This window comes from Corynebacterium sp. LaCa78 (assembly GCF_046717505.1).
In the GTDB taxonomy this organism is placed as follows: Bacteria; Actinomycetota; Actinomycetes; order Mycobacteriales; family Mycobacteriaceae; genus Corynebacterium.
Genome location: NZ_CP177112.1, coordinates 1,766,584 through 1,790,466, shown reverse-complemented (window position 1 = coordinate 1,790,466; position 23,883 = coordinate 1,766,584). Strand labels below are relative to the sequence as shown.

The window sequence follows — 23,883 nt, the reverse complement described above, 5'->3', positions numbered from 1 at the left end:
ATTAATCCTCCCGTACGTCGCCGATGGCATCGAAGTTGGTGGAGCCATCCTCATTCCACAAAGAACCGTGCGGTTCGTGCACGAACGTGAATTCTGCGTGGTCGCATTCTGCGATGTTCACGCGATTGTTGGAATCCGGAAGGCGGTCAACGCGAACACGGCCGTGCCAGACAATCGGCACAACCTCGCCTGGGTTATTGTCCTGGTCCGTCAGCAGGAACCCGTCCACGGACTGAGTCTTGGACGTGACTGGCACCCAGTAGTCGCCTTCGCGGTGCAAGGCGGTGCCAGAGGGTAGGACGGACGTGCGAATATGGGTAGTCTTTTCGCCCAGCGTGCCGGTTTCGGCGTTGTCTACTGCGTGGCGAGAGCCCAGCCACGACAGGTCGCTGGGAGAGTAACGGTCAAATTCTGGCCGAAAGTGCATAATATCCCCCGATGATGTGATGAATGCGGACTACGCCCCCTGGCGCTTCTTACGCCTCTGCCACAGCTCCTCACCCCGAGAAATACCCTGATTCGGTGATTCCCAGGTAAGCCGCGACGATGCAGGGGCGGCGGGGGAGTGCTTGCCGATGAGGTCTTTAAGCGTGGATTCAAAATCGTCATCGTCAGCGTCGAGCTTATCAATGGCTGCGCAGAAGCTTTTCGAATCGAATAGTTGCTCTACGTCGCCGCCGAGCCCCGCGATGTGGATAATTAAATCCCGATTATGCTGAGCATCTTCAACCTGACTATGGGCCGTCGAAAGCTCAGCCTGAAGGTCTTTAATCGTGGATTCGAGTTTCTCTTTGTCCGCGGTAAGCTGCTCAACGTCTGCTAGCGATTTTTCTGCCCGGTTTTCCCACGTGCGAGAGTGGGCCCGCATGTCCTCGTACTTTTTACGGTAGTCAGTTGATGCGGTTTCGGTTTCCGCCTTTGCGGCGTTGGTTGCAGTATCCCCGCTGGTGGTTTCCTTTTCGGAATTGTCAGCGTTTGCGTCCTCGTGCGACACAGCGTCCCCCTAAATGTTCAGTTTGTGGACTACGGCCTCATTCATCCCTTCCGGATACAAACCGTAACCACCCCAAAGAATAGCACACCTGTTCATTTCCTAAGGTCACCCACCTGACGCATCGCCTGCAACAACACATCGGGGTCCGTGCTATCAACTTCTTCTTGAGCCTTCTTATAAATCTTTTGCGCTCTAATCGTCGATTCTGGAAGCTCAACATGGCCGCGCTTACGGCAAATCACAAGGCACCGGCAATGGTCATGAAAATGCGCCCCCGAATACCCACCACCAGCAGTCGACTGAGACGAATAATCAAACCCTCGAGACGCCAACAACGTACAAAACGCACACGCCCCAGGATGAGCAACACGAGCCCACGACCCACCGCCTTTCCACGCCGTATGCTCAGTGTTTTTACGCTGCCTGGAATACAACTCATCAGCGACGATGAACCCCATCGAATTCAACGTGCGATTATAACCTTGCTCTTCAAAGAATAACGGTGCGAAATCCTTCGCCATTCGAGCCTCAACCTGCTCGGAATCCACCCGGCGTGGCTTCCATTCCACCGGCCGCATCTCCATGTAGTCTTCTTGTTCTTCTAGCCACGCCATCGTGGCATCAGAAACGGCTGTGCCGTAGGAGTCGATGGCTTCGCGCACCATTTGCCGAAGAAGTTCTTTCTGGCGGTAGGGGTCGGCGGTGATGTCCGGGATGATGAGGGCGCGTGAATTGAGGTCCGTAACGGCTTGGCGAGCTATGGAATCAACGACGGGTGTGATTGAAGCCCAAGGGCGTTGTGGGTCTACCGCGTTCATCTAGCGTGCCTCCTTGGCGTCGTCGCTGGCGTTTTCACGCGGTGACGGTGCCACCCGGTCGGGGGTTTGGTGTGACGATTCGGTATTTTCTTGGTCTTGTGGTGTCGAAGCTTGGAGTACCTTTGCCAACTGGGAGAGGCGTTTACTGCGGTTTTCCTGCTCGATTTGGAGCCGGTCGGCGGCTGAAAAGTGCAGGTTTTTCAGTAGTACCTCGGAATCGGGGGCGAGCACACCGGAAGTAAGCAGCTTTAGCGCCCAGTCGGCGTCGGCGGCCTTGGACGCGGTGGCGGGGTCGCGCCAATCCACTTCGAGCCCGTCGACGAGGCTTTCAACATCGACGTCATTGTCGAAGTCGGAAAGCTGCACGAGTACGCGAGCCAGCTCCAACAGGTCTGGATTCATCAACTCCGTCTTAATCTCTGATGCGCGAATCAATTGCTCTTTCCACACGCGAATCGAGTCACCCGAGGGCGGATTTTCCGTCATGAAACCAAAATACTGGGCCGGAATCTTTGACTCAGAAGCAATCAACTGAGAGTAGGCGCGTACCTGCTCGATAAATGGGGTAGGAGGAGACGATGCGAATTGTCCGACGCTGGGCTGCTTGGGGTCGTCCTCATCGCCGTTGAGGACAAGCATCTTGCCGATAGAAGTCCGCCAGCCCATCTCTACGCGGTCGAACTCCGTCATGCCCTCTGGGTCGTAGCCGAAATCCTCAGGTGAGGCGCCGGTAGCTCATCGCTGTGGGGAGGCATAAAACTCAGAGTTATACTCCATGTTCTCTAACGTGCGGGCAGCTGCATCTGTCAGATACCGCACGGCCGGGGTGATTTCTGACTGACCCGACCAGTGCGATGTGCGCAGGCGATTGCGCAGCCGGAACATAGGGAATCCGCCGCCAGGAACGTCGAATCGCTCCACTGAGCGCACCGTACCCACGTCGGTTGAGTCTTTGGAAATGACAATGACCTCGCCCTGCAGGTAGAGCACCTCGCGGTACACGCCCTCCGAATTAACTCCCGAGCGGCGATACCCGGCCACTGGACCGTTGGTGGCGTCATCCCACAATAGTGAGCCAGACAAAGGCGATACTGACCGCAAGCGGAATACGCCGTGCGGGTCGGGCTCTACAGCTAATAGGCCCAGGCCGAAAATCAGCATGTCCAAAATGGCTTCAGACACTCGAAGCGGAACATTAAACCGACGCGTGACTAGCCGCATCTCCTCGCCATAGTCCGGTGATATGAACCCATCCATGCGTAGCAAATCACCGTAGGTATCTACCACAGTTGCCGGCCATCCGGAAACAACCCCAATATCCGACAATGAGTTCGGCACCGCAACGCCAATGCGCTGCACTCGATGCGTCCCGTCATAGTATGACGCCAGCTGCTTATTACCCTGCCGGTGTCCTGTGACCTCAGTTGTTAATACACTTAGAATATCTTCTTCATTTTGCGTTAGCCCCCGAATCATAAAATGAACGACCCCCTCTTTTTCTTCTTTTTCGTCACCCCGTGCGAGACAGCATCCAAGTAGCACTTATAGGCCATGACTGCGGCATACGCTGCGTCAATTTTATCAGCAGACTCTGGAGACGACTTATAAAGCAAATATCCAGTACGTGTCTCCCTGCGCTTCGCGTTCAAAAGATGTGCGCGCAGGTACGGTCCGCCGTCGTAAGTAATGTCGCGGTTGACTACTGCCTGCCTAAACTCGCTTAGCGATTGGTATACCGCGGCACTTTTGCCCCTCGGCCACGCCATCAACGGATGCGACGAGGTGGCCCGCACCTTAAGCTTCGGGGCGAATTCCGCTTCCCACGCGGAAACATGCTCCGTCCAGCCGGACGGGTCGCAGTACATGCCCACGACACGGTAACGAGAAAAGCAGTCACGCACGACGGCATCAACCTGGCGTGTGTCCGGTTCCCAGACCGGGTCGCGGGGCGTCTTCGACTGCCACACCGCAATCTCGAACAAATGCCCATCTGTCACACGCATGCCAATCAGCGCGGTCGCATCCGCGTTACCACGCACACGGCCTCTTGAGCCGTCAAAGCCCAATACAATCTTGTCGCCTGGCTGGATAGCCTTATCCCTGTCCTCAATGGCATCTACCTCGAGGTGGGAGAGGAAGGAATCGGACGAAGAGACAATCTGATTGAGGTAGAACTGTCGCGCATCAGAAGGGTCAGTCGACGGGTCCCAAATCTCGGTAATGATGCGCTCAATATCCACCCAGCCACCATTATCTCTAGCGGAATCGCCATAAGCATGAACCAGTCCGTGGTAAAGGGAATCATGGTCAGCTAAGTCCGTATCCTCTGGCGCTTCACGGTGGTCCACCAGAATCGTCTCTCGCTTAAGTCGCCCCTGCTTTTGCAGTTCGAGGGCCTTAAACGTTTCCTCAGCAACCGAACCACTGCCTGGTCTATAGGCGTTAGGAGTCTCGATAGAATGACCGCCTAGCTTGCCTGTGTTGCGACGTAGCACTGCAGCTAGCTTCACGCCACCGTTGCTCTGGGTCCACGCTTCGGTCTGGTCGGCAGAAAACCATACAGGCCTGCCGCCTTCTTTTGACAATGCTCCCGCGGTAATGAATTCGATGCGGCCTTTGGGGAGAGCGACAAACGTCTCCATTGGGTCAATGTCGTAGTTTCGCATAGCTGGGCCGTCTCGCAGCATCTCTAGCAGTGGTCCATAGGCATTCTTGGATTGGTCCTCGTTGACCGCGGCAAACTGTACTTTCGGTGTGGTGAATTCAGACCATGGAACCCCCACAGGCTGCCCTGATGCGTCCCACCCGCCGAAGCACACTGGTCCTAGTGCTTCTAGGGCGCCAATAGCTCCCATGATTGGTGACTTACCCCAGCCTTTGGGGCGGGAGAGAATGCCGCGTGTATAGACACGCTGCCCAGTCTCAGGGTCGAGTTTGTAGTAGCGAAGAATAAAGCGAGCTTGTTCAGGCGTGAGTACTAGAGGTTGGTATTCGGCGCAGTCTGGCTGGGCGAGGTTTTCTTCAATCCAGGCGAGGCATTCCCAGCCGAGTGAGGGGAATTCCCCGGGCTCTCGGGGTTTGAATGCCATCGGTTTAATCCACCGCCTTCAGGCTGCGGTAGCGGCCGCGTACGTCGGCTGCGGCACGAGAGGCGCGGCGCTTGTCCTCAGCTTCGTCTGCCGTCGCCATGGTGATGCGGTGGCGAGCAAGACTGTCAGGCGTGATGCCGTATTGGGCGAGCTGTAGGCGGCGTTCTGGTCCTAGTTTCGTGTCTCCGCGATTGTAGGCGTCGTCGAGAATCATGGTGCGTGCTAAATCGAGCCACTGGGTTTCTTGGAGGCCTTGGGTTTTCAGCGGCGGGAATTCTGCGAGGGTGTCCCAAAAACGTAGGGTCTGGTTGGTCCAGGCCTCGTCTGTGGCCGGGTTGGTGGGGCCGTAGATATCGGTGAGTTTGGGCTGCGGTACGAAAGTGACAACGATTTCGCGTTGCTCGATGATTTGTTGGTTCCTTCTCGCACGTGATTTTGGATTCTTCGGTGCGGGACCGCGTCCTGCCATTGCTTCCCCCAGATTTTTCGTGTGCTGTTAGCTGTCCAGTTCTAGTATAGTGTGCTATGATGTTTGGTGGCAGCTGCCGTTCGGGGGAGATGGCTCCGGGTCGATGTTTCGTCGGCTCGGAGTCATTTTTATGTCCTGGGGCAGGTGCTGGTTTGGGTGGTTTTAGCAGCAGATTTTGGGGTGAAAACGTGACGACATTTTGACGACATTTTGACGACAAGAACCACTGGAAACGGCTGGAAACCACTGGAAACGACTGGAAACGAAAAACTAAGAAACCCCCTCCCACCAGCATTTTTACTGGTAAAAGGGGGTAGATACAATGCTCCTCCAACTGGGCTCGAACCAGTGACCCTTCGATTAACAGTCGAATGCTCTGCCAACTGAGCTATGGAGGAATATCCATGTTGTACTTCGAACGTGCCGTTCTCCGTGCAACGAGAATTAACTATATAGGCTAACGCCGTTTTCACACAAATCGCCTGGTTAGCCGGAAAAATTTAGGGGCGTAGGACGTAGGGTGAGACGGGAAGCATCGGAAAGCGTAGGGCCTGTGTATTCCTGTGTGGGAAGCGCCGCCTGGAGCCTGGTCGAGGCTGGCCAATTTTCTCTTTTCCTGAACACCGTTCAATACGTCCGGTACCCTCAGATTATGACTTATTTCTCAGTGCGAATGCGGTCTGATTCCGCAGGCCAGCACATTTCGGGAGCAGAGCGAATCGTCAGGGAACACGAGGTTCCGGCGGTCTGTGCGGCGCTATCCGAGCGTGCTTTGGCGCACCCGAAGGGAATGGCGGAAAATACCTTCATCACCGTGGAGGCTTTGGCCGAGTCCGATATTCTGCACGTCCCTTCCGTAGGAGTAAAAGAAGAAGCGGTGCAATCGCCCTCGCAGGCTAGGGACGTCATCGAGGAACTATTGCGCTCAATGACCGCTCATTCCCAAGTAGTCATTGAAGAGACGTTTACCGCTAGGAATATGCGCGGTGCGATGCTCATTGCGGCCGATACTGGCACGCGCTGCGAGCCAGACGCACAGCGCGGCGTCCGTGTGAGCCACATGGACGCGCACAACGCTCAAGACGCGGAATTCAAAGGCAAGGACGCGGCCCGTGAAGCCATTGTTCTGGCGAGCAAGGTCGCCGCGCATCCTGACGTTCTAGCAGAAGTCTGTGTGTCTGATGATCCGGCCTATACCACCGGTTACGTCTGCATAGATGGCACGTACCACCGTCTTCCACACATTAAAGAGCCTGGGTCGGATGAGGGGGCGCGGGCATTCATTATCAAACCAGGTGCCGATATCGAAGCGTTGATTGATTATTTGGAAAGCCGCGCCGTACTCGTGGATTTTGGGGCAGAAAAGTGAACGAGAGCCTAGAACAAGTCGCATCTGCGCGCCTGGATAAGTGGAGAGAAGACGGCCTATGGCGCAGCCCTTCGGTCTTTGGAAGTGGGCAAGTCCCGGAAAGCTCCTTGCGGACGGCCACCGGGAAGACGGCCAAAGACGCGGTGCTCTTTAGCTCGTCGAATTACCTGGGCCTGGCAGAGCATCCGGAGATTAAAAACGCCGTAAAGGACAGCGTTGATCACTACGGCGCAGGCTCAGGCGGCTCGCGTTTGACCACCGGCACGTCTGAATTACACGTTGCGGTAGAAGCCGCTGCGGCCCAGCTGACTGGGTATCCAGACTCGGTATTCTTTGCCACCGGGTACCAAGCCAATCTATCGACGTTGCAGGCGTTGGCCTCGCCCGAGCTCACCATTGTTTCCGATGCGCGCAACCACGCCAGTATCATCGATGGCTGCCGGCTCGCAAAGGCGAGTGGCGCCTCCCTCGTCGTTACGGCGCACCGCGATACCCGCGCTGTAGAAAACGCTTTGGTCACCAGGACCACCAAGTATGCCTTGGTTATTACCGATGGCCTCTTTTCCATGGACGGGGTGCTTGCACCCTTGCCTGAGCTATCGCGGCTGGCACGCGAACACGGCGCTTGGCTTATGGTCGATGATGCCCATTCGTTTGGCACCGTCGGCAACCGCGGCCTTGGCCTCCCAGAATATTTCGGCGTCCAGCCCGATATTCAGCTTATTACCGCTAGCAAGGCGCTTGGCGCCGAAGGCGGCCTCGTGGCAACGAGCAAGCCGGTTGCCCAGCTATTGCGGCAACAAGCCCGGTCCTTCGTATTTTCTACCTCTCCCACGCCAGCAACATCGGCCGCCGTGCTCGCGGCGTTAAAGCTCATTGAGTCTGATCCCAGTCTGGTTAGCCAACTGCAAGGCAATATTGCTTATTGGCACAGCACACGCGGGACTACGCCACAGCAAGGGCCGATTATCCCCGTGCACGTGGGCGATGAGGCCGCCGCAATGGACGCTAGCGCTGCACTGCTTGACCATGGATTTATCGTCCCGGCAATCCGGTGGCCCACTGTTGCACGTGGCGCTGCGATACTCCGCGTTACCCTCATGGCAACCCATACGCGCGCACAAATCGATGCCCTCTGCACAGAACTTGAACAGCTGGGTTTATAAGCAAAACGCTCGGTGAGTGCGTTCAGAGAGTAGGCTCTCGTCGCATACACTGGCAGGCATTATGAGCAGCTTTATCATTGACTATTCGTGGCTCCACGAGCTGGTGCTGTACGGGCGTGACGCCGAGCTGTCCGCTGCAATTACCGGCAACTGGGACATTATTGAAGCTATCTGGGACTTGGAGGAAAAGCACGCTATAGAAGAGGACTCCAGTTTCTTTGGCGGCGAAAATTGGACCGCGCGCTTTGTGTCCGGCCTCGATGATGGCGGCCCCTTGGACGTGGGGCTATTGGACGAAGAAGATACTTCAGTGATGCTCGAGCTCTCCGTTACCGGCGACGATGAAGAGACAATGGAGCACGCGCTTATCGATGCCACCGAGACCATCACCTGGCATTTCTCCGACTGGGGCTTCGAAGACATAGAGTGGACTGCGATGCCTTGATAGGTGAGGCGAGCATGGCGGATTAAGGCGTTGCGAGTAACGACCACTGCGCCAGATGATTTCTGCAGCGATTTTTGTGCCACCGGACCACGACTAGGGGAAATCCGACGAATGTTGCTGTTGAAATCTGTCAGCCTAAACGGTTAAACAAGTGGTACGACGAGCCGGTTACCGGAACGTTGTCGCCTGGAGCCGCGTAGGCTCCAGAGCTTTATTTAGGGATTCCACTTACGCTCATGAATTAGTGCTGGCCCCAACGCTTTGACTAGACGTTTAGTTGCTCGCTTCACAGACTTGCTGCTGTGGTTTTCTTCCCTGTTGCGGCGCAAAATTCATTGACTCGTTCTAAGAGATGTCGCAAGGTGATTTCGTGTGGGCTTTGTGGATAGCGATATCGCGAGTGCAGACGCCTTATATCCACGCCCTCCAGAAATACCAGGGCACCGGAATTTTGGACCGAGTGCATTACCGATTGATATATGGAGATACAGGCACCAAAGCGCTCGCGCAGGTCAACCCAGTCTTCAAAGGCCGTTCATTAGCGCATGCCCATGAAATTCTGGCGAGTACTTCCAATGATTTCGCATTTGAGCTTGGTATGCCAGATAGTCCAAGCGGTCGGTTAAAACCCTCTCTTGACGTTCGTTTACTAATACTCCGGCAACGTAATAATGATCGCGCCGGTAGGACTCGTCGATGAAAAGTTTAAACAACTCTATTCCTTTTGAAGGAGACTATTCCGTTGAATGTAGCGGTTATGGGAAGGACGGAACTAGACTGCACTACTAAACCTTATGACCTCCGAATATAAATTGAATCGCGTCAGTGGCATGCGCGAACGGAATCCGTTCCTGTTCGATGCGTAGCTTGCCTTCGGTGAAAAGGTGGCGATAGGCGCGCTGCTCTTCGGTGGTGAGGTGGCTAAGTGCTGCGGAGCCGTCGCCGGGATCGGGGACCGCGAGGTGGCGGAACGCGGTGACGGTGGCGGTATCCATGAGCAGGGACTCCGTGTGGGGAAAGTGGGCGCGCACGCCGTTGAGGATGCTGAAGCCGGCGGCGTCAAGGTCGCCCCAGTAGGTGATTTCGGCATCGTGGAGCCAGGCAAGGGCGTGAAGTTGGCGGGCGGCATGGCCGGCGCCGAGGATGGCGATGGTGGGTGGGGCGGCATCGGAAAGCAGGGGCAGGGCTAGGAAGGTCTGCTTGTTTTCTACGATGAGAACGCGCGGGGGAGCGGCGGGAAAGAGCTGTGCAGCCTGGGAAAGGGGAACCTCGATATCGGACAGCGCTGGGGCGTGGTTGAGGTAGCGCAGGCGCAGGCGGGCATCGGTGCGGCGCAGTCCCAAATCCGTGATGCCAAAGGGCGAAAGCAGGGCGAGCAGCAGGCGGCGGTGGGTGCCTATCCATTTGCCGTCTACTCCTTCAACTGGGACGGCGCGCTCCCACTCGCCGGAGTCCGGGTGGGCGCGCAGCCAAGTCAAGCATGGTGTCAAGCAGCGCAGATCGTATGCGTTTAGCTCCTTCCACTGGGCATAGGTGCGGTACACGGCGTCGGCGAATGCAGGGGAGTCGGGGAAGATCGCGGCGATGTCGTGTGCGCGCTGTTGCGCACGGGAGTATTCGGCGCTGAGGCCTGCGGCCGCGGCGATGCGGGGCGCACCGGTAAGGACTGCGCGGGTGGGAACGGAATTGGTGCCTAGGCCCGTGCGGGACCAATTGCGCGGTTCGTAGTGGATCTCTTCTTGGTGCGGCCAGCGCTGCCAGGCGCGGATGAACTCCTGGGTGGCGGGGACATCGCGCGCGGCGTTGGCGGCCGTTGGCGGGTGCAGCGGCCAATCGATACTCAGCGAATCGGGAGTCGACAAAGCCTCCGCAAAGTGGTTGCGCAGGTATTTTGCCGCATGGGTGTGCAGGTCATTAGGCATCCGCATCGGTGGACTCCGGGGATTCCTGGGAGTAGGAGGTGGCATCGATAAGCGAATAGCCCGTACGCGCCTGCGGGCGGCCTTGGATAATGGGCTCGTCGTAATTGACCACGATGGTGCCATCCACGTACGGCGATAGCGTCTGAATGAGTTTGAATGGCGTTGCCAAAATCATGTGGAAACCAAAGGACGCAAACACGGACATGGCGGTGCGCGTAAAGGCCGGGTCGGCGCGGTCGAAGGCCTCATCCAAAATGATGGAACCGTAGGTAGGAACGTCCTGATCCGGCTCCGCCAGGCGGAAGCGCAGCGCCGCAGCCAAGCAGAAGAACACCAGCTTTTGGGCCTGGCCGCCGGAAAGAGAGGCGGAATCCTGATACGTATTGGCGGTCGTGCCATCGGGGTAGCACTCGCGGCCGATGAAGCTGACGTGCTTGCGGGTATCCAGAACCAGGTTTCGCCACCGAATATCCTCCGGCTCAGACGAGCCCAAGCGGCTGAGAATCTTGTCCAGGGCGTGGTAGCGCGCTACCGCAGCTTCGGGCTCATCGGCGCTAATCTCCGCCAGGCTATGGGACGTTGCGGCATCGAGATCCCGCTGGAAGTCTTGCACCACCTGGCCCCGGGCATCTTTTACATCAATGCGCAGGGTGCGGTCCCCATTGAAGGGCGTGCGCTCCAGGGACTTATTAATAAACTCCATGCGCTGTTCGATATCGCTACGGGCATGGCGAAGGGAGGAGGCGAGGTGCGATAGGTTTTGCACCGTCGTGCCATTGAGCAGCTCCAAGAACTGAGCGCGAAAATCCGCCAAGCGGTCCGCGCGCAGGAATTTCAGCTTCTCCATGCCTTCGCCGGCGAAGCTGGCCTGTGGCTCCAAATCCGCCGCTTCCGCCGGCCACTGCGATAGGTACTTGTGCAGGACGGAGACAATCTTGGCATTCGTCTCCTCGATGCGGCGCGCGGCCCTGCGCGCGGTTTCTTGCAGGCTGGCCTGTACTTCATCGCGCCGGGCATCGATGTCATCGATGGTGAGTTTTCTTCTGCCCTTGTGCAGAGCCTCTTCGACCGCCTTGGCGATGCCCTGATCCGCCACCGTGGGCACTGTTCCGATGCTCTGGCGCCGCTGGGTGGAGCGGTTTAGCTCGCCTTCCACGTTGCCGAGGTGTTTTTGTGCTTCGTTCAGTTGGGCGCGGGCGGCGGTGAGCTTTTCCTTGGCCTGCTCGTGTGCTGTGGCCAATGCCTGCGCCTCTGGGGAGGAAGCCAAAGAATCATACTGTTCTTGCAAATCGCGTTTGCGCGCCTCCGCAGAAGCGGTATCAATATCCTGGAACTTAGTCTCCAGTACGCGCTGCGCTTTATCGCGCTGCGTGCGCAGGATATCCATCTTCCGGTTGAGCTCGTGGACCTGTTTAGCCATGGCACGAGCAGTGGCTTTCGCTTCCGCCAATTGGGAACGCAGGAGCTCAATCTTGGCAGTATTGGTGGAACCTACTCGGTACCACCGCGTGCCTGTAAAGCGCGTGCGATCATCCTTGATAAAGCGCGTCGAGCCATCCTTGTCCTTAGGCCGGCTTTCCAAGCCATCGCGTGTGACGGCCGGGGTCTTGGTTACCTGTTCGAGCGCCGCCACCGAGTTGACGCATTCGTAGTTAAAACGGCTCGAAATATGGTGGCGCACCCACTGCGCCATGGGGTGATCCTGGAACTCCAATTTGTGGATGAGCTGTTGCGGGCTGCGCGCGGGCGCAGGCGCCGGTGCAAACTCCGGGATAGTGCGGTACTCGAGCCGGGTACCCACATTGCGAGAATTGACCCACTGGTTAATGGCTTCCCGCGCGGTTTCCGGAACGAGCAGGGTGGCGGCGAATCCGTGCAGCAATTTTTGGATCACCGGTTCCCACTCCGCCTGCTGCGGGGCAATATCCAGTAGCTCGCCAGCGAAGGGAAGCTCCGATTCGGCATAGCCAGTATCCCGCGCGAGTTGGGTGCGCAGCTCTACCAGGGCCTTATCGATATTGGTGCGCCGCGAGCTAAATGAGTGCAGCTCACTTTCTAAGGACGCGGATGCTGTCGCTGCATCGCGGGCGGCCACGCCGGCTTCTTGCTGCTGCTCAGTAAGCTGGGCCGAGTCAGCCTCGAAGTCCGCGATGCGCAGGTGGGCATTTGCCTGCAGTTCGGCGAAGCCGTGCGGGTTGAGCTCAAAGTGGTCGGTCCACTGGTCGGCGGCAGCGGCAAGGTGGTGAAACTCCTTGGAGCGGTGCTCAATTTCCTTCTCCGCGGTTTCAATTTTGGCTTCTAGGGCGGCCAGCTCGCCGGCACTGAGTTGGGAGACGGCTACGGCGGCGCGTCGCTCGGCATCGTCAAGGTGCGTGACCTCCGCCTCGAGCGCCTCGGCCGCAGAGTGTGCCTCTGCTTGCTGGGCGGTCAGCGCGCGGATGCGATAATCCAGTTCTTCTGCCACCAAGCGGGCGCGCACCGCCGGCAGCGCCTCATTCATCGCCTCGGCCTTGTGCTTATCCGCCTCCGCGGTGGTGCGCTGGGAGTGCAATTGGGGGAGTGGAGCCAGCGTCTCAATCTGGGCCTTGACGTCCTCTACCCGCAGGTATGCCTGGCGCAGATCTTCAAATTGCTCCACCGACTCCTCCGCCCGCTCGAAGGTAGACGGCGTATCGAGCATATAGTCCCGGAAGAGCTGGTCCAGGCTGGATAGAGATTTGGCGGACTGCGTGCGGTGCAGCAGGACCTGCCCCTGCTCGCTCTTTATGCCCAGGCGTTTGCGGAAGCGATCCGCAAACGTGGTGTACGTCGGCGTAAATGACGCACCAGGCCCCTTGTACATGGCCTTAATCTTGCGGGTATCCAGGCTGCGGGTGAGTAGGGGGCTGAGCTTATCGATGTCCTCATCTCCCTGCACCACCCCATAGAGGCGTTTAATTTGGCTCACCGAATTTTCACCGCCGTTGAGGCGGAAGATGGCGATGAGGGTGTGCTGCGTGCCAGCCCCATTATCGTAGGTCAACGCCACCACCGAGTTAGTTGCGCCTTCACGCAAATACTCCGGGGCGATTTCACCCGTGTGCGCATTTTCTTGCTGCCGCCACGCCCCGCGAATATAGGAAACGAGGGTGCGCCCATTATGCCGCCCGAGGTCTTGCTGCGATGCCGCATTGAACTTGAGGTCCTTTTGCGGCACCAATACTGCAGACATCGCATCAAGCAGCGTGGACTTACCCGAACCGGATCCGCCGGTGATGAGGAAGCCCTTGCGGGCTACCGGGATGGAAAAGTAGCCGTGAAAAGTACCCCAGTTAATAAGCTGGATACGACTGATGCGGAATTGGCCTGGATACAGGTTAGTCATCGGAAGCTTCCTCCTGGTCGCCCTCGGCTTCTGCGAGGCGGGCGTATTCATCCCGGATGGCGGTGACCGTGGCGGCATCGAAAAGCTGGCGCAAGACGGGTGAAACCTCGTAGCGCCCCTCTGTCTCGGTGGCGCTGAGCAGCGAGTATTCATTGCGGATGCGTTTAATCGCCGCATTGAAGCGGTTATTGAACCCGGCTTCATCGCGGTTATCAACCGCGCGGACGTAGCCAATGCCCTCCCGGAGATCTTCTACATCCACAATCACGCGTTCACCGGGCAGCGCCAGACCAAGTTCTTGGCGCAGGTTCAGCAGGATGGCGGTATCGATGTGCTTGAGCTTATCCGTGCGCAGTACCTGCGGAATGGGCAGAGTTTCCTCTTCTACCATCCGGGTAAACGCAAACCCTTCCGCTTCATCGACGACCAGCTCGAGGAATACCTCATGCAAGCGGGCACGCAGGTTGTCTTCGTCCGAGATGATGGCGGACCATAAGATAGGTTCCTTGTGCGCACGCACCAGCGGACCTTTCAAAAGCTGCACCAAGGCGCGGCGCGAGTTATAGGTCAGCGATCCTTTATCGCTTTCCCACAGCGGGGGCTCATGCGCCGAATCGACGCGGTGATTATCAGTAGCGCTCACTACAACTCCTCAACGGTGGTGCTATCGAAATACATAGTAGGGATATACGCCGCGCGAATGGTCCCATCTTCCTCAGTCCAGGTGACCTTCTCGTGCGCATCATGCAAAGCCGGTAGCGGGTGCTGGTCCGCAATATGTACCAATCCCACGACGCTGGCCAGGCCCTGCGTGGGTGGGTACGCCTGCAATACTTGGCCAATCGTGCACGGACCCGCCTTGCCGACGGCCCCGCGAATCGCCGCATGCAGTTCCTCAAAGTCAATCTCTGACTCGCGCACTAACTCGTACAACGCCTCCGCGTTCTCCTGGCCTGGCTGGAAGGCTTCCGGTGCTTCTTCCACGACCTCGCGTCCTGGGTTGGCTAGTTGGATGCGCGAGACGGAGTGAATGGACATACCGATGCGCTGCAAGGGCGTTTCCATGCGGTGAAAGGCTTTTAACTCCGATGCCTGTGCTGCATCAATGGCCATGCCCCGTGCCTCACGCAGTAGCTCAATCATGCGCCGGTCTTCTGCGAATTGTTCCGAAGAGACATAGTTGCGCAAGCTGCGCGCCAGGCCAGTCATCGTTTGATTGACCTCGAAGCTCGTTTCTTCCATATCGCGGAAGAGATTCCGCAGCTGACGACGGTTTTCTGGCGCCAGCTCTTGGCCGACCTCGCTTTCTAAAACTTGCTTAATCCACTGATCTAGCCACGCACTGCGTTCTCTATCCATGAGGTAGGAATAGAATCCGCGGAAGCTGCGCCCAGCGTCCGATTCCGCGATGTGGTCTACACCGCTGAAAATTTCCTCGAGCACTTCGCCGCGGTAACCTTCTGGATCCAAAAGCTGGCGACGCAACCGGTGATTGAGGGCTTCGAGTTCGTGGCGCACCCTAGCGAAATCGCTTGGCACCGCCATGGCCATGTTCAGCACGTCTTGGACGCGCTCCTGCGTCTCTGCCGCAGTCAGCCTTTCAAACTGCCCTAAATGAGCCTTTTCAATTTCGCGCTCAATGCGGTCTCGCTCCGCCTCTAAGCTGGCGACGCGGCTCGAAATATCCTCATTTGTATCTCGCGCCAAGCGTTGTAGCGCCGAGCCTATAGATTCCACACGCGATGCCGTGACCGTAGTAACCGGCGTTTCCCAACGCTCAACGGCCTCGAGCGCGGACAGCGCTTCCTCGCTCGGTTCCAAGGTTTCACCGCGCGAGCTCTTGCCAGATTTACGGACTAGCCAACCAGCTTTTACCCAGTCATTGCAATAACTTTGCGGTGTGCGCGGCATTGAGAATTCACTGGCGAGCACCTCAAAATCGGTGACCATCAGCTCATATACTTCTGCCGCCGGCCGCGCGCGAGTGCCGCGGGGAAAATACTCAGCAATCAGCGCCAAAATCACCGGGGCATTATCGGCCGCCAGCAGCCGCACTGCCGCGGAATCATGTAATAACCGCCGCAGTGAAAGGGCGCGAGCTTCAACAGACATGATTCGATTTTGCCAGCTATGCCGGACACATGCAGCGTAGTTTGACTCACTTATTCGAATCAGTGGATCCGCCCGCGCATGGTGGCCCTTGCGGGCCGAGGACTAAGAGACTGTATTAGTCCTTATTAGTCCTGCTTAGTCCTGCGCAACGGTGACGTTGACGTCAATATTGCCGCGGGTGGCATTGGAGTAGGGGCAGACCTGGTGGGCGGCATCGGCAAGCGCTTGTGCCTTGTCGTGCTCTTGGGCGGGAATGATGACCTCGAGCTCAACGGCGAGCTTGAAGCCTTCGCCCTCCTTGCCAATGGACACGCGGGCACCGACGGAAGAATCGCCCAACTCAGCCTTCTCGCTGCGAGCCACCGCCTGCAGGGCAGAGTGGAAGCAAGCGGCATAGCCAGCAGCGAAGAGCTGCTCCGGGTTGGCGCCGTTGCCATCGCCGCCCATTTCCTTTGGGGTGGCCATCTTGAAGTCAAGGTCCGAATTTTGCACTACGGCGCGGCCGTCGCGGCCTGCCCCGGTAGCGAGTGCTTCAGTGGTGTAGAGGGTATCCATGATTACTCCTTTTCTAAAGTGATTTTCGTACTAGCGGTGAGTACAGCCGCCTATTGTACTCAGAATTCCTAACGGTGTTTTTCCAGTTCAGCGACCTAAGAAGTGAAAGGACGCGCTAGGAAAGGTGGTACGGCTCAAGTGTGCGGCGCAGGCCTACTCAACCCGCGCCGGGGGAGTGGGTGCTCCTTCGGGCGGAAGTACCTTGGGGTAGCGCTTGGATTGGCTTGATTTCCCAGCACTCTCGGCGGCACCGCCCGTGGTGGGCGCAGCGGCGCCGACTACTTCGGCCGTCTTTGCCGGAGAAGGTCGATGGGGTGCGGGGTCCCAGTGGGTATCGACAAGCTTGCGCTGGCACACCCAACCCACCGCGAGGATGGCCAGGCCAATCACTGCGATGAGAATGCCGCTCCATACACCGCCAGCTTGGATGGACCAGCCGAGCAGCAGGCCAAGCCAGCCAAAATCGGCGTCGCCAAAGGTGGTATGGGCGTCGCCGAAAGATCCCAGCACGCTAAGCAGGAAGGCGGGCAGGAAAGTAATGAGCAGGCCATTGGCAAAGGAACCCAAAGCCGCTCCACGGCGCCCGCCGGTGGCATTGCCGTACACACCGGCCGCGCCGCCGGTGAAAAAGTGTGGCACGAGGCCGGGCAAAATGAGGGCAACGCCAAAAGCCGGGTTGAGCCATAGTGATAGCACAGCCAAGCCGACGAGTCCGCCGGTGAAGGAGAAAATGAAACCAATGAGCACCGCATTTTGAGCGTAAGGGAAGACAATCGGGGCATCGAGCGCTGGGATCGCGCCGGGAACCACCTTTGCCGCAATACCTTGGAAGGCGGGGACAAGCTCGCCCAAAATGGTGCGGACACCGAAAAGGATGACGGCAACGGCCACGCCAAACTGTAGGCCCTGCGTTATGGATTGCATGAGGTAATTGCCCACATCGGTGGCGCCATCCGGGAAGGCGGTGAAAGCCTCATCGGACCCTGCACGCGCAATAAATAATACCGCGAGCACAAGGTACATCAGTGCCATAGAAAGAGCCGTCGCCACCATCGAATCGCGCAGGAAGCGTAAGCCCTCTGGGAGTTTCAGGTCCTCAGATGAAGGCGACATTTTATCGCCCTTACCGCCTACGGCCTTGCCGACGCCACCTGCGACCAAGTACCCAGCCGTGCCAAAATGCCCAATTGCCACGGAATCATCGCCGGTAATGCGGCGGGTAAAGGGGTGGGCTATAGCGGGCAAAGACACCATCAAAATGCCAAGCAGTCCCGCACCAAAGGCGACGATGACCCACGAAGGATATCCAGTGGCAACGAGCACCATCGTCAGCAATGTGGCCATGAAAAGTACGTGGTGGCCAGTGAGGAAGACATAACTAAGCGGTGTAATACGGGCCAAGATGAGGGAGACAACAAACCCCAAAATCATGATCCAAGCGACTTGGCTGCCGAACTGGTCTTGCGCGATACCGACAATGGCTTCATTAGTCGGCACCACTCCCTGTGCACCCGTCGCGCCGGTGATCATGGCACCCAGTGGTTCTAGCGAATCGGATACTAGGCCAGCACCGGCGCCGATAAGGAGGAAACCCAGCGTGGCTTTAATCGCGCCGCCGATGGTCTTGCCGACGCCGCGCCCCATGGCACCTAGGCCGACGGCGGTGATGATGCCGATGAGAAAAGCAGGTACAGCGAGGATTTCGTTGACGAGAAAGTTGGCTATGGCCAGAAGAATATCCATGCGTTATTCCTTAAATGTCATAGAGCTCGCGAAGAGCCGCATCTAGTTCGGAAGTGGAAGTGAAATTTTGGATGACGTATACGGGAACGCCGACATCGCCCAGCGTGGCAGCGATTTCGCCGGAGGTGAGAAGGAAATCCGCCTCGCTCGCCCGACCCTTGGCTGAGATCGTGTCGGTGGCTTCCACGGTCAGGTATGACCCCCAGCCCCATTCATCAAGTACCTGTTCCAGGGTGTTCTTAAGGAATAAAGACGTGCCTAGGCCGTTGCCGCATACCGTGAGGATTTTTCCCTTGGACGCGACAGAATCTGCGGCCGTTTGCTTTGCTGGACGAGCCGTTGACTCCGCCGGTGCTGCGGAAGTTGTGCGCTTCTTACTCGAAGTCGATGCCGTGAGGATTGCGCGGAGCTCTTTTTCGGATTCTGCACGATTAAGTTCATCACGCTTGGTGGCTAGCAGCTTTGCTAGCTGTTTCATCGCCTGCAGGTGTTCGGAGTCGCTCCGTGCGGCAAATGCCACGACGAGGTCAACAGGGTCATTGGAATCGTGCCCGAATTCCACCGGCTTATCCAGATGGACCCACGATAAAGAAGTTTCCTTTACCGCCTCCGAAGGCCGTGCGTGCGCAAAAGCGAAACCAGGTGACACCACAATGTATGGGCCCGTTTCTTCTACAGATTGCACCATTGCTTCCGTGTAGTCTGCGGTGATCGTGCCCGCTTCTTCCAGCAGTGATCCTGCCAGTCGGATGGCTGCTCTCCAGTCCTTGGCGGTGCCATGTATCTCCACGGCGCCGGGCACCAAGAGGGAATCTAGTGTGACCATGTGTATCTCCCATCACAGAAATAGTGGCATCAGGGTGAATGTCACTCATGATTCTAGGGCGCAGCGAAATAGGAGGTGAAAGCAGGGGGTAACGTATGCACGGGGTGGTTGGAGCCGCTCAAAGGGTGGTCGGATTGGCTCTATAGTCCTTTGGATTGGTCGCAATACAAGGGGAAGCCGTGTGCTTTCGGAAAGGCCGGACCTAGAAATGGACCCGTGCTAAGGGAGCGGAAATGAGAAATCCCCGCTGGCGCGGGGAGAAACACAGCGAAAATGCTGCTTTGAGCACTACCACAGGCCCCTCCCGTTGTATACGGGAGGGAGCTGGTTTTGCCTGTCAAGTTTTGCCCGCCCCAGTGAGAAATAGGCTCGATTTTCTTTCGGGCTTTGCATCTCGGCGGGCTTCGCTTCCTGTAGTGGCTAGAACGGAAGATTTACGCGCGTTGTATCCGGGCAGTTAATCGAGCTCGAAAGTTTGGCGGCCAATTTCATCTTGGCTAAAGGACCTAGATGCAACAAGGTCCACAGGTGTCGTTAGATCATCGAGCTCGTAGGCGATTGTTCCGGCGACAGTGCCTCCCTTTTTAATCTGTTCAAGCTGAGTATCGGAAGTTTCAGGATCAATATAGGAACCGACGTCGAGCTCGTTTACCTTATTCGGATCATTGTCTTGGATGGCGGTGAAGTACGCGACAAAGTCGGTGGTAGTCAGGGTTTCATCCGTTTTATTCGTTACGTCATAGCTAAAGACGAGAAGTGGCTTTTCACCTGTTTCATTGCCAGGCTCACCGGGCTTGATAACGCGGTGATCGGTTATTTTGAACTTGGCGGCTGGAACATCCAAGACTCCATCTTCAAAGGTTTGGCTAAAATCTGTGCTCTTTAGCTCATTAACGGTTGTCGGATCATCCTTCACCTTCTTCATATGTGTGGTGAATTCCTTATCCTCAATCGCGACCTTGAAAGTTAAGGTGTTGTCATCGATAGAGAAATCTTTCTTGTCTGACGAAGCGGCCATCCACTCAGAGGCGGTGGCAACTGTATCGCGGTTTGAGGTAACGGTCTCACCGGATGCAGCGGCTTGGGCATCAAAAGTGCCAATCCAGTAGATCATGCGATTTTCGCCGTTGTCCATGACCCATTCGATGGTGATGACGTCATCAGTGATGCTGGCCTCTATCCAGCCATCGTCAGAAGCGCTGTCCTCTTGCTTCCACGTTCCAATTACGGACTTCGCATCAACCTGTGCATCGGACGCGGAATTACTGGAGTCGCTTGTCTTTGAGCTCTCACTACCGCTATCCGAGCAGGAGGAAAGCGTAAGTGCAGAGACGAGAATGAGAGAAGAGAGTAGTTGCGCATAATTAACTTCTACCCTCAGGGGGTAGGAAGCGTACAAATACTCAATAGCGAAGGGGGCAAATTGGTCTTTGGCCGCTCTTTGACTAATCTTTTGAGGGCAGATAATCGCCCAAATAGGCGTGCAATCTGCGTGGGGCTATAGCTCAGTCGGTTAGAGCTCCGGACTCATAATCCGTCGGTCCCGGGTTCGAGCCCCGGTGGCCCCACGGTAGAAGGAGGCGTCGGCAAGCAATGCTGGCGCCTCCTTCTTAGTATTCGGTGTGCACGCGCTCGGAGAAAATCGGCCTGGCGGTCAGCTCGATGCGGGTGCCGATATTTTCGTCTTCTTGGGAGCTGCAATGGACGGATTTTTGATTCGTGGCCATGATGCAGTGGAGATCGTAGCTCTCACCAGAGCTCGGGTTCTTTACAGCAATGTCGCTCTGCCAGGCTGCAGTAACGGTTGGATCAGGGGTTTCGAGCCTGTATGGGGCATCCATTGCGTGCTTATAAATGTCTAGGGCAAAGGCGCAGTCGGTGGCATCATCGGCGATGATTTGTGCGTAATCGCGGATGCCACAAATACCGCCTACCTGCGCAGCGAGTGCGGAATCATCGTCTTTCTCCGCTTTCTGCAGCTTGGAAGGCTTGGCAGGCGCGGCATCGGCAAGCGCATCACTGTCTGAACTGGCGCTGTGTGGGCTGGTACCGGTGAAATTGGGCTCCTCGTCAGCGGGGGTGGACGAGCACCCAACCAGCAGGAGTGCAGGAAAGAGCGCGAGAATCTTTTTTATGCGGAATGCCGGGAGAGATAGAAGGGGCAGTAGAACAGGAAAAGTGTAGCACCGCAGAGCATGTGGGCAGGCGAATTGCACGTGGGTGAGCAGTGCAGTCTAATAAACGGCATGACAGAAGTAGATCCGCTCATTGAATCCCTCTATCGCTGGTCCGATGTCAGCGGTGTATTGCTGATGGGAATTATCGGCGGCACCATTGCGCGCAAGCGCGGGTATGACATCATCGGGTTTTTCTTCATCGCGATGTTTTCTTCCCTGGGCGGGGGCATGGTGCGCGACGTACTTATTAATCGCGGCACCGTGGCGGCGATGAGCGAGCCGGAGTACCTGTACCTGGCGTTTACGGGTGCGTTGATTGCGCGCTTTGTCTACTTTAAGGGCAAGACCTGGGATTATATCCAGGCGCATGGCGATGCCGTCGTTTCCGGCCTATGGGCCGGCACCGGCGCCGTGAAGGCCATTACCTATGGGCTGCCGCCAATTCCGTGCATCATGATGGGCGTGTTTACCGCTACCGGCGGTTCCATGATTCGCGATATCGCCATGGGGCGCGAGCCCGCCGTCTTTGGCGATAATCAGCCCACGGTGATCCCAGCCATCGCCTGTGCGGTAATCGTGCTGGTGGGAAACCACTTCGATATGTTGGCCGTTGGCATGATCGTGGGGCCATTGGTCTCTATTTTCTTGGCGCTGCTGGGAATTTGGGCCGGGTGGCGCGTGCCCGCGAATCAGGAGTGGGCGCCGATTAATGATACGGCTGCGCAGGTCAAGGTGCTGGCGAAAAAGGCAGAGAACAAGAGCCGCGCGGTCGGGCGCAAGCTGGAGCCACACCGCGTGCGCTCGTGGCGCCACCGGCAGATGGAAGAGGCGCTGCAACGGCGCATCGAAAAGCAAGTGCGTTCCGGCAAGCGCCGACAGGATGCGGCGGAGGAGGCCAGCGAGTTTCTGCAGTCCTTCGAATCAGACGTCGATCAGTTCAGCACGGCGCCAGCGGAGTCTGAGGATATGGACTTTGGCGTGGACTTTAGCGGCGATTCCTATGAGGAAGAGGAGCAGACCTCCAGCGAGGAATCCCAGCGGCTGCTCGATACGATTTTGGAAGATGACAAGCTTACTGATGAGCTGATTGATCGCCTGATGGACCGCTACCAATCGCGCGACTAGGCCCCGGGGCATCTGCTTGCCGATGCCCCCATCTTCCCACTCCTGCCTTCTTACTTCTGGCAGAAAACTGGCATCAATTTCTCAGCTAGGTGCCATATCCTTGAACCATGAACTTGAGGTATTTCTTTTTTGAGCTGTGGGGCCTCATTGTTGACCATGGCTTGCCGCTCATCGCATTTGTGATAATCGGCATTCTTCTGCCCCGCATGGGCCGCCTAGCCATCCGGATCATTGAACATAATTTGGATGAGCAAGAAGAGTCCACGAAGGCACGGCTGGCGCTGACCGGAGCATTGGTCTACATCGTCCAGGCGGTTGCGTACTTCCTATTGGTCGCCGCCGCGCTGACTAACCTCGGCGTTCCGGCGCTGGGCGCTGCGGTGCCTGCGACGATAGTTTCCGCCGCAGTTGGTTTCGGCGCCCAGTCCGTGATTTCGGATTTCCTCTCCGGATTTTTCATCCTCACGGAAAAGCAATTCGGCGTGGGTGACTACGTCTCCTTTGCTGGCATTCCTGGGGTGGAAGGCGATGTGGTGACGCTGACCCTGCGCACCACGAAGGTGCGCACCCCAACTGGTGAGCTGGTGACCATCCCCAATAGTTCTGCCGGTGTGGTGACCAACTATTCCAAGGAATGGTCCCGTGCGGTGGTTAATATCAACGTCCCCGTGCACGAGGGCGAATCTTTGCCGGAGATTACGAGCCGTGTCAAAGAGATTTCTGAGCACGCTATTGAAGCCCCAGATATCTCTGTCGATGTCGCCGGCGAGCTCACGGTTCTTCCCGCTACGCAATTGGTCAGCCCGCAGGTTGCCGGTCAGCCGTGGCAGGTGGGCTACCGCATCATGGTGACTGTGAATCCCGCCCGCCAGTGGTCCGTGGAGCGCGCTATCCGCTCGGCGTTGCTTTCGGAATTCTGGGACCACTACGGTTCCGCCATCGACTTTGATGAGCTGCAGGAACAGAAAAAGAAGCATTCGGCAGAACCAAAGCATGCCGCGGCGCAATCGGCCAAGGACGCCTTGGATGCCGGGGAAGGATCCCGCCCCAATACGCCAGTGGATGACCCCACGGTGGAAGAGGAACTGGCCCCAGAGGAAGTTGAGCTTGCTGAGACCAAGCTCGATGAGCAGGCAGTCACGGATGAAGCGGGCGAAGATGCCGCAGAAGACGAGGCGACATCGCGCCGGAAGATCTGGCGCTCGATTCAGACAAATACGCGATTCCAGAAGATCGCCACCATCGGCGGGCGCGTGCGCGCCTCCACCACAGGCCTTGTGGCGGCCCTTCTCGTCGTTGGGCTGCTCATCCTCGCGGCAAGCAACCCAGAGGACGCGGATGCAGGTTGGCTATCGCCAGAGTATTGGAAGGAAAGGGATACGCAATCTTCTTCCGAGGCGCCGACGGAATCTGAAGAGAATCTGCCCTCGGAAAAACCTGTTACTACCGGCACCCCAACCGAGCCGACGGATGCTGAGTCAACACCGACGACCACCAATACGCCGACCGTTCCTAGCTACCCCAGCCAGGACCCCAATTCGACTCCTAATTCCGGAGACGGGCACGGCAGCAATCAAGACGGGCCGGCTGACTCGAACGGCGATTCTGGCGATGGCGAAGGGAATGGAGACGGAGACTCGGGCGCAGACGGAAATAGCGGGGCCGCAAATAGCCAACAGACCGCGATTCCTTCAGAACCCCACTAGTCG

The 23,883-nt window shown here is 57.4% G+C and carries 21 protein-coding genes and 2 tRNA genes; 6 read left to right on the top strand and 17 right to left on the bottom strand.

What is annotated here, in order from left to right; all coding sequences use genetic code 11:
• Window position 1 precedes the first annotated feature (1 nt).
• From ACLI1O_RS08590 to ACLI1O_RS08555, 8 genes are all read right to left on the bottom strand, one after another.
• Window positions 2–427, bottom strand: a complete 426-nt coding sequence (locus ACLI1O_RS08590; RefSeq protein ID WP_239269780.1) for a hypothetical protein — start codon at window positions 425–427, stop codon at window positions 2–4.
• A 30-nt stretch (window positions 428–457) separates the two neighbouring features.
• Window positions 458–994: a hypothetical protein gene (locus ACLI1O_RS08585; RefSeq protein WP_239269778.1), complete on the bottom strand. Its 537-nt coding sequence runs from the start codon at window positions 992–994 to the stop codon at window positions 458–460.
• 92 nt (window positions 995–1,086) lie between these two features.
• Window positions 1,087–1,812 (bottom strand): hypothetical protein, encoded by a 726-nt coding sequence (locus ACLI1O_RS08580; protein WP_239269777.1) that lies wholly within the window; start codon window positions 1,810–1,812, stop codon window positions 1,087–1,089.
• Complete coding sequence (locus ACLI1O_RS08575) at window positions 1,813–2,502, bottom strand: hypothetical protein (RefSeq protein WP_411706812.1); 690 nt, start codon at window positions 2,500–2,502, stop codon at window positions 1,813–1,815.
• A gap of 45 nt (window positions 2,503–2,547) precedes the next feature.
• On the bottom strand, window positions 2,548–2,994 hold the full coding sequence (locus ACLI1O_RS08570; protein WP_411706811.1) for a hypothetical protein: 447 nt from the start codon (window positions 2,992–2,994) through the stop codon (window positions 2,548–2,550).
• Window positions 2,995–3,284: 290 nt separating this feature from the next.
• The gene (locus ACLI1O_RS08565; RefSeq protein WP_239269774.1) at window positions 3,285–4,901 is read right to left on the bottom strand and encodes a hypothetical protein; all 1,617 of its coding nucleotides are present in this window, start codon (window positions 4,899–4,901) and stop codon (window positions 3,285–3,287) included.
• Window positions 4,902–4,905: 4 nt separating this feature from the next.
• On the bottom strand, window positions 4,906–5,370 hold the full coding sequence (locus ACLI1O_RS08560) for a hypothetical protein (RefSeq protein ID WP_411706810.1): 465 nt from the start codon (window positions 5,368–5,370) through the stop codon (window positions 4,906–4,908).
• A gap of 325 nt (window positions 5,371–5,695) precedes the next feature.
• A tRNA-Asn gene (locus ACLI1O_RS08555) sits at window positions 5,696–5,768 on the bottom strand.
• Window positions 5,769–6,022: 254 nt separating this feature from the next.
• Between ACLI1O_RS08555 and ACLI1O_RS08550 the strand changes: the two genes are divergently transcribed.
• From ACLI1O_RS08550 to ACLI1O_RS08540, 3 genes are all read left to right on the top strand, one after another.
• Complete coding sequence (locus tag ACLI1O_RS08550; RefSeq protein ID WP_239269772.1) at window positions 6,023–6,739, top strand: 6-carboxyhexanoate--CoA ligase; 717 nt, start codon at window positions 6,023–6,025, stop codon at window positions 6,737–6,739.
• The gene (locus ACLI1O_RS08545) at window positions 6,736–7,905 is read left to right on the top strand and encodes an aminotransferase class I/II-fold pyridoxal phosphate-dependent enzyme (RefSeq protein ID WP_239269771.1); all 1,170 of its coding nucleotides are present in this window, start codon (window positions 6,736–6,738) and stop codon (window positions 7,903–7,905) included. The genes ACLI1O_RS08550 and ACLI1O_RS08545 overlap by 4 nt, the downstream gene beginning before the upstream one ends.
• A gap of 61 nt (window positions 7,906–7,966) precedes the next feature.
• Window positions 7,967–8,350 carry a hypothetical protein gene (locus ACLI1O_RS08540; protein ID WP_239269770.1) on the top strand — a complete coding sequence of 128 codons (384 nt, stop codon included), beginning with the start codon at window positions 7,967–7,969 and terminating at the stop codon, window positions 8,348–8,350.
• Window positions 8,351–9,135: 785 nt separating this feature from the next.
• Here the strand turns inward: ACLI1O_RS08540 and ACLI1O_RS08535 are convergent.
• The 8 genes from ACLI1O_RS08535 to ACLI1O_RS08500 all read right to left on the bottom strand — a co-directional run bounded on the left by ACLI1O_RS08535 (window position 9,136) and on the right by ACLI1O_RS08500 (window position 20,271).
• Window positions 9,136–10,272 (bottom strand): DUF3322 domain-containing protein, encoded by a 1,137-nt coding sequence (locus ACLI1O_RS08535; RefSeq protein ID WP_411706809.1) that lies wholly within the window; start codon window positions 10,270–10,272, stop codon window positions 9,136–9,138.
• Window positions 10,265–13,636 (bottom strand): ATP-binding protein, encoded by a 3,372-nt coding sequence (locus tag ACLI1O_RS08530; RefSeq protein WP_239269767.1) that lies wholly within the window; start codon window positions 13,634–13,636, stop codon window positions 10,265–10,267. The genes ACLI1O_RS08535 and ACLI1O_RS08530 overlap by 8 nt, the downstream gene beginning before the upstream one ends.
• Window positions 13,629–14,279, bottom strand: coding sequence for a DUF4194 domain-containing protein (locus ACLI1O_RS08525; RefSeq protein ID WP_239269766.1), 651 nt, complete (start codon window positions 14,277–14,279; stop codon window positions 13,629–13,631). Before ACLI1O_RS08525 ends, ACLI1O_RS08530 begins: the two co-directional genes overlap by 8 nt.
• Window positions 14,279–15,748: a DUF3375 domain-containing protein gene (locus tag ACLI1O_RS08520; RefSeq protein WP_284849762.1), complete on the bottom strand. Its 1,470-nt coding sequence runs from the start codon at window positions 15,746–15,748 to the stop codon at window positions 14,279–14,281. Before ACLI1O_RS08520 ends, ACLI1O_RS08525 begins: the two co-directional genes overlap by 1 nt.
• 135 nt (window positions 15,749–15,883) lie before the next feature.
• Window positions 15,884–16,303: an organic hydroperoxide resistance protein gene (locus tag ACLI1O_RS08515; protein WP_239269763.1), complete on the bottom strand. Its 420-nt coding sequence runs from the start codon at window positions 16,301–16,303 to the stop codon at window positions 15,884–15,886.
• 153 nt (window positions 16,304–16,456) lie between these two features.
• Window positions 16,457–18,046 (bottom strand): PTS ascorbate transporter subunit IIC, encoded by a 1,590-nt coding sequence (locus ACLI1O_RS08510; protein ID WP_239269762.1) that lies wholly within the window; start codon window positions 18,044–18,046, stop codon window positions 16,457–16,459.
• A gap of 10 nt (window positions 18,047–18,056) precedes the next feature.
• Window positions 18,057–18,872, bottom strand: coding sequence for a PTS sugar transporter subunit IIA (locus tag ACLI1O_RS08505; RefSeq protein ID WP_239269761.1), 816 nt, complete (start codon window positions 18,870–18,872; stop codon window positions 18,057–18,059).
• Window positions 18,873–19,329: 457 nt separating this feature from the next.
• Window positions 19,330–20,271 carry a DUF5067 domain-containing protein gene (locus ACLI1O_RS08500; RefSeq protein ID WP_239269760.1) on the bottom strand — a complete coding sequence of 314 codons (942 nt, stop codon included), beginning with the start codon at window positions 20,269–20,271 and terminating at the stop codon, window positions 19,330–19,332.
• 95 nt (window positions 20,272–20,366) lie between these two features.
• Here ACLI1O_RS08500 and ACLI1O_RS08495 point away from each other — a divergent pair.
• A tRNA-Ile gene (locus ACLI1O_RS08495) sits at window positions 20,367–20,440 on the top strand.
• A gap of 42 nt (window positions 20,441–20,482) precedes the next feature.
• Here ACLI1O_RS08495 and ACLI1O_RS08490 read toward each other — a convergent pair.
• Window positions 20,483–21,088, bottom strand: coding sequence for a hypothetical protein (locus ACLI1O_RS08490; protein ID WP_239275814.1), 606 nt, complete (start codon window positions 21,086–21,088; stop codon window positions 20,483–20,485).
• A gap of 30 nt (window positions 21,089–21,118) precedes the next feature.
• Between ACLI1O_RS08490 and ACLI1O_RS08485 the strand changes: the two genes are divergently transcribed.
• Together ACLI1O_RS08485 and ACLI1O_RS08480 are read left to right on the top strand one after the other, a co-directional pair.
• Entirely contained in the window at window positions 21,119–22,174 is a 1,056-nt protein-coding gene (locus tag ACLI1O_RS08485) for a trimeric intracellular cation channel family protein (RefSeq protein WP_039886008.1), read from the top strand.
• Between the two features lie 107 nt (window positions 22,175–22,281).
• Window positions 22,282–23,880: a mechanosensitive ion channel family protein gene (locus tag ACLI1O_RS08480; protein ID WP_239269756.1), complete on the top strand. Its 1,599-nt coding sequence runs from the start codon at window positions 22,282–22,284 to the stop codon at window positions 23,878–23,880.
• Window positions 23,881–23,883 lie beyond the last annotated feature (3 nt).